We start from the raw sequence: 4,543 nt of genomic DNA, 5'->3' as shown, positions 1-4,543 counted from the left end.
GCCGCGCCGCAGGGCCGCCAGTGCCGGAGGCCGCGTGCCGGGTGGGGTGGGCACGCGGACGCAGACCTTACCGGCGCCCGATGCACCGTGCGGCCCCTCCGGGACGAATCGCCGTAGATCTCCCCTGCGTCGAAGGGACCAGGCCAGAACCGCAAATTCAGCCAAGATCAGGCACGTTGGTGCTGCCATTGCCGGCGCGGGGTGCCCTACCGGCGCAAACGCCCTTCAGCGGCAACGGCGTTGCCCGGTCCCGGCCCATGCACGAAGACCGCCGCCGGGACCGCGGTCGAGGACCTGACCGCCCGAGGCGTCATCACCCCCGACTGGGCCGAGGCGTTCCGGGCGGTCCGCCGCGCCGACTACGTCCCCGACCGCATCTGGGACCTGGACAACACCCTCGTGGACCGCGCCACCGACCCGGACGCCTGGGAGCGGCTGGTCGACGACGATGCTCCGCTGGTGACCCACCGGGCCGACGACGGCACGCCGCTTTCGTCGTCGTCGATGCCGTACATGGTCGCCACCATGCTGCGTCACCTGGCTCCCGAACCCGGCGACCGCGTCCTGGAGATCGGCACCGGCACCGGCTGGAACGCCGCGCTGCTGTGCCACCGCCTCGGCGACCAGGCCGTGACCACCGTCGACGTCGACCCCGGCATCTGCGCGGACGCCGAGGCCGCGCTCAAGGCCGCCGGATACCGGCCCCACGTCGTGTGCGCGGACGGCGCCGCCGGCCACCCCGACGGCGAGACGGTGCAACGCCTGATCGCCACCTGCACCGTGCAGACCATCCCGTACCCCTGGGTCCAACAGACCCGCGGCAGGATCGTCACCCCGTTCGGCCACGGCACATCCGCCGGCGGCCTCCTGGTCCTCGAGTCCGACGGCCGCACCGCGACCGGCCGGATCGTCGACACCTCGGCATTCATGTGGCTGCGCGCCCAGCAGCCCACCGCCTGGACCACCGGCACCACCGGCGACGACACCACCACGACCCTGGACCCGCGCCTCCTGGTCGCGGACGTCCACGAGCGCTTCACGCTCGGGCTGCGCGTCCCCAACTGCCGCTACTCGCTTGCCTGGGGGAGCGGCGACGAAGCAGACGAGTGCACGCTGTGGCTGTCCGACGGCACCTCATGGGCGTCCGCCGACTCCATCCCGGGCCGGGACCGGCACGACGTCACCCAGTCCGGCCCGCGCCGCCTGTGGGACGAAGCGGAAGCGGCATACGGCTGGTGGGTGGACCGCGGCCGCCCGGACATCACCAGATTCGGCGTGACCGTCGACGGACACGGTCAGCGGGCCTGGCTCGATCACCCGTAACGCCTGGTACGTGCCGCGTCGGAGCAGGTCTCGTACTCGACCTGGTCGTCACCCTCGCCGGTCTGGCCTTGACGTCGTGACCGCCGGGAGCGCGGGGAAGGTATCGCGTGCGGACGAGATGGCATCCGTACCGGGGCCCGCATCTGCGGGGATAGCGACAGGGGGAAGCATGGGCAGGAAGAAGGCGCGTCGGCAGCAGCAGGAGCCGCGTCCGACGAACCCGCTCAAGAGCGTGAAGGCCTACACCGGGGAGGACGCGGACCGGCAGCGCCAGGACTTCACGGCCGGAACCGTGTTCGCCGCCGGGGCCCTGCTCGTGACCCCCAACGACAACCCGAACCTGCCGCCGCTGTTCATGGTGGTGGTGGAAGACGGCCCGGCCACCTTCGGCCCCGCGCCGAACCTGCGCGTGCTGCTGCGACTGCTGAACGAGCACGGCAGCGTGCACCTGTCGGAGAACAGCACGATCGGCACCTCCTGGGCCCTGCTGGACCATCCGGACGGCCCCCTGGTGAAACTGAAGATCGAGGTCGTCGAACCCGCCGAGGCCGCAGGCCGGTTCGACCTTTTGCTGCTGGCACCCAACTACGCCGGGATGTGGCAGCACATCGCCGACGGCGGCATGGTCGGCATCACCACCACCTCCCGGTAGCGCCGCCTGATGAAGAACCCGGATGCCACCTACGCCGACGCCGCCGAGACGTGCGTGGTCGCCGGGATCGGCGCCTCGCCCGCGCTCCACCACCTGATCCACGCCCACGACTGGCCGCGCGATCTCCTCGACACCACCGCGCCCGCCGACACACCCGGGCGGCCGAAGCCACGCCGCAGCCGCCTCGAACTCCCCACCAGCGCACACGCACCGGGCCCGGCGGTGCGGGCGCTCCTGGTCGACCCCCAGACCCAGGACGAACTCGGACCCGAGAGCCTGGCGGAGATCGCCGCCCACCTGTGGGCCGCCGACTGCCAGACCTGCGGCCGCCCCCTCGGAACACCACCGCCGGCCCTGGTGGTCCACGACCTCCCCGGCATCGCCACGGCCAGCCTCCACCACGACAACTGCGCCCCGCCCACCCAAGGCCCGATCCGCACCGTCCTCGCCCCGGTCCACCACCACAACTCCTGGACCGCCCGCACCCTGCTGATGCCGCTCATGTGCGGCGACGTCCAAGAGCACCATGCCGCCATGATCGTCAACCCGGGTCTGGAAGAACGTGGCCCTTGAGCGCGATGGCGACGGGCGCTGGCGGGTGCAGGTCGCCGGCGATTTCCGCTGCGCGCCGTCTTGGGTGTATCCGTTCGCATGAAAGGGGGGCGCATGCCCACCCACGAACCTGCTTCATCGTGCCACGACACGCCGCGTACCGAACCGTCTGCGTGGCGCCGCCGCGCCGCAGCGGCTACAGCCGTCTTGTTCCTCGGAGTCTTGGCGGGAGTTGGGGAGGGCATCGGCCGGCACTTGACCGACGGGGCGTCCGCGGCGGTCAGTGTGCTCGCCCGGTAGCTCCACGATCGTGGGCCGCGGCGTCGCACGAGCCGCGGCCCACGTATGACTTGAGTTCTCAGGAACCGCCACCCGTGCCGGAGCGGAGTATGACGAGCACGGCGACCAGCACGGTGATGCCGACGGCGATTGCGCCGCCGAGGGCAGGGTCCTTGTACGCCACGACGACGACCGCGCCGGCCACGACGATCGCGAACAGCAGGGCGAGGGTGCGGACGTCGACAGGATCGTGCGGCGGGCGCTCCCGGTCGCTCTGCCCCGGGGGTGTGGATGAGGTCATGAGGGTCAGCCGTCCCCTCTGGTCGTCTCAGTTCGTGCTCGGGTGGCGGCGAGGAGGTCGGCGGCGGCTTGCCGGGCGCACGCGCGGCGCATGGCGTGGGCGTCGAACTCGGCGAGCATCGAGGTGTGCGAGGCACGCCACGACGCACGGCGGGCCCGGCGGAACGCCTGCTCGGTGCCGTAGGCAGCGCGCCACGGTTCCCAACGCCACGCGTGGTCGATCCACAACCTCGCGGTCACGACCGTCTTGCGGTGAAGCGGCGCGCACGCGCGTGCCGCGTACCTGGTGAGCAGGATGAGCAGGGCGACGGCTTGTCCGAGGGCGTAGCCCAGGGCGCTGAACAGCATCGCGGCTGCCTCCGAGCACGCCAGCTTGACCAGCGCAACGCCGACAGTGATGGCGCACATCGTCATCAGAGCGCTGGGCAAATACGGCTGGTCTGCCTGGACGGCGCCGAAATGCTGGCCGTCACTGATCCAGAGCATGAACAACCGGTCTGCGTAGACGATGAGCAGTCCGAAGTAGAACAGGAACCCGACGAGGCACCCCGTGATGCACGCGGCCACTGCCGACCAGTCGCGCAGGGTCTCCGGCCGCCAGGTGTCCTGGTCACCTTCGGGGGCGGTGCTGTTGCGGAATCGAGCCGGGCGCTGCCGGGTGTACCAGGGCCACCAGCCGTCAGGAGGCGGCGGAGGTGAAGCGGGCCGCGCACCGGACAGAAGGGCGTCTGCCACCTCGCGGAGCTGCTGTTCCGGACGCACGAACTCCGCGTACAGCACGTTCGCCGCGACCGCGAGCAGCGCGACGCCGATGGGCAGGCCAAACGCGAGGATGAAGGCCAGACCGGGCACTACCCCGCCACCCGGCGCCGGCGCGGTCAGTATCAGCCCCAGCACGGACGCCACGCCTATGACGACGCTGAAGAGCACGAAGAAGATGCCGAGATAGAGGATGCTGAGGACGAACGAACCCACGTTCTTGGCGACTCGTCGCGGGGTCATAACCGCCGCGGTCAGTCGCACCGCCGCGGTGTAGTTGCTGCGTGCCGCACGCAGGCGCGCAGCCTGGCCGGTCTCCAGCATCAAGTCCAGCGTCCACTCCTCGCGGTAGCGGTCGCGGTCCTCGACGGGCAGGAGGTCGACGGCTCCGCTCAGCAGGACCCGCTCCAGTTTCGACAGTTCTGTCGTGAACTCCCCCGAGCGGTCCATCACGACTCCTGAGGGAGGGGCCCGGAGGGAGGCACCGCCGGCCGCGGCGCGGGCGCCGGCGCCGGGGTGGCTCCGACGCCGCGGTACAGGCTCGGTACGCCTTCCAGAGCGGCCCGGGCAAACTCCCGCCCGTCGCCGGTCAGCCAGTACAAGCGCCGGCGGATACCGCGTTCGCTCGGGTCCCCGTCCCACGCGCTGTCGGCCATCCCCGCCTTCTCCAGCCTGGCC

The 4,543-nt window shown here is 71.3% G+C and carries 5 protein-coding genes and 1 pseudogene; 3 read left to right on the top strand and 3 right to left on the bottom strand.

Going from position 1 to position 4,543, the window contains the following annotated elements:
* Positions 1-240: 240 nt before the first annotated feature.
* The 3 genes from AB0C36_RS42550 (at position 241) to AB0C36_RS42540 (ending at position 2,548) form a co-directional block, all read left to right on the top strand.
* Positions 241-1,323, top strand: coding sequence for a methyltransferase domain-containing protein (locus tag AB0C36_RS42550; protein WP_358365022.1), 1,083 nt, complete (start codon positions 241-243; stop codon positions 1,321-1,323).
* A gap of 169 nt (positions 1,324-1,492) precedes the next feature.
* Positions 1,493-1,975, top strand: a complete 483-nt coding sequence (locus AB0C36_RS42545) for a hypothetical protein (protein WP_358365020.1) — start codon at positions 1,493-1,495, stop codon at positions 1,973-1,975.
* Between the two features lie 9 nt (positions 1,976-1,984).
* Positions 1,985-2,548, top strand: a complete 564-nt coding sequence (locus tag AB0C36_RS42540; protein WP_358365017.1) for a hypothetical protein — start codon at positions 1,985-1,987, stop codon at positions 2,546-2,548.
* Between the two features lie 337 nt (positions 2,549-2,885).
* Here AB0C36_RS42540 and AB0C36_RS42535 read toward each other — a convergent pair whose 3' ends face one another.
* From AB0C36_RS42535 to AB0C36_RS42525, 3 genes and pseudogenes are all read right to left on the bottom strand, one after another.
* Complete coding sequence (locus AB0C36_RS42535) at positions 2,886-3,107, bottom strand: hypothetical protein (RefSeq protein ID WP_358365014.1); 222 nt, start codon at positions 3,105-3,107, stop codon at positions 2,886-2,888.
* 5 nt (positions 3,108-3,112) lie between these two features.
* The gene (locus AB0C36_RS42530) at positions 3,113-4,315 is read right to left on the bottom strand and encodes a hypothetical protein (RefSeq protein ID WP_358365011.1); all 1,203 of its coding nucleotides are present in this window, start codon (positions 4,313-4,315) and stop codon (positions 3,113-3,115) included.
* Positions 4,315-4,543 (bottom strand): annotated as a pseudogene (locus AB0C36_RS42525) (hypothetical protein); the annotation flags it as partial. The pseudogene AB0C36_RS42525 and the gene AB0C36_RS42530, both read right to left, overlap by 1 nt.

Origin of the sequence: Streptodolium elevatio (assembly GCF_040649515.1) — a bacterium.
Classification (GTDB): Bacteria; Actinomycetota; Actinomycetes; order Streptomycetales; family Streptomycetaceae; genus Yinghuangia; species Yinghuangia elevatio.
This window is presented reverse-complemented; position numbering and strand designations above follow the sequence as displayed.